Below are 902 nucleotides of genomic sequence, written 5' to 3'. Positions count from 1 at the left end.
GCATTCTAACCAACTGAACTACTGGGCCGTTGCGGCGTCTTCTTCAAGCGCCGACTTGTATAGTATACGAGAGAAGGAGAAAAAAGTCAAGGACTTTTTTCTCCTTCTCCGGTCAAATGGTATGATCTGCCTGGTCCACCTTTTTCAGGGTTTCTTCCAGGTGTTCTTTCAGTTTGCCTTCCAGCTCCTTGAGATTTTTGCTGTCGAAATCCATGGAGGCGTGGAATACGGAGTTGATCTTCACTTCCCCGAAGAACTGGTCCCGCAGCCGGTTGTACATGATGATCAGCTGGTCCATCCGGTCGAAGTTGGAATAGTCGATCATGATGATGGACCCGTTGATGTGCTCGATGGCGTTGGCGGGTTTGATGTACAGTTCAAAGGGGCCGATCTTTTTCGGCAGATGGTTCCCGTAGTCCCAGGTCAGGATCCCGTGTTCCGCCACCTGCTCTCCCAGGTTCACGCTGGTGGGGTCTTCCATGCTGTGGAGGATCCCGGGCAGGTAGGCCTGGACGTTTTTGGCGAACACATCCTTGTCCTTGTAGATGAACCGGATGTCCCGGTAGGAATTCATCCCCATGGTGTGGACCACGATATAGTCGAAGGTCTCGGAAGTGTAGATGATATCCAGCTTGGCTCGGAGTTCCGGAGCTTCATACCGGCAGATGGTGAGCACCTGGCCGTCGATGGTGTCCACCAGTTTCTTGGTGAACTTCCCCACCTGGTCCGGCAGCCCTTTGATGAAATCCCACTGACGGGTCTCCTGCTGGATCTCTTCAATCGGTTTGTACCCCATGGCCGGTTACGCCTTCTTTTCAGCAGCTCTGGCGGCGTCCTGGGCCAGGAGTTTTTCCAGCCGGCCGCAGCTCATTTTCCCTTCGTGGCAGACCCGGTCGCTGTCG

1 protein-coding gene and 1 pseudogene are annotated in these 902 nt (G+C 54.2%); both read right to left on the bottom strand.

Features of this window, described 5'->3' with window-relative positions:
- Positions 1–112 precede the first annotated feature (112 nt).
- Entirely contained in the window at positions 113–796 is a 684-nt protein-coding gene (locus QVO43_RS02405) for a hypothetical protein (protein ID WP_022487011.1), read from the bottom strand.
- Between the two features lie 6 nt (positions 797–802).
- Positions 803–902: pseudogene (locus tag QVO43_RS10110) on the bottom strand (FAD-dependent thymidylate synthase); the annotation flags it as partial.

It is taken from the genome of Acidaminococcus sp. CAG:542 (assembly GCF_000437815.1).
Classification (GTDB): Bacteria; Bacillota; Negativicutes; order Acidaminococcales; family Acidaminococcaceae; genus Acidaminococcus.
This window is presented reverse-complemented; position numbering and strand designations above follow the sequence as displayed.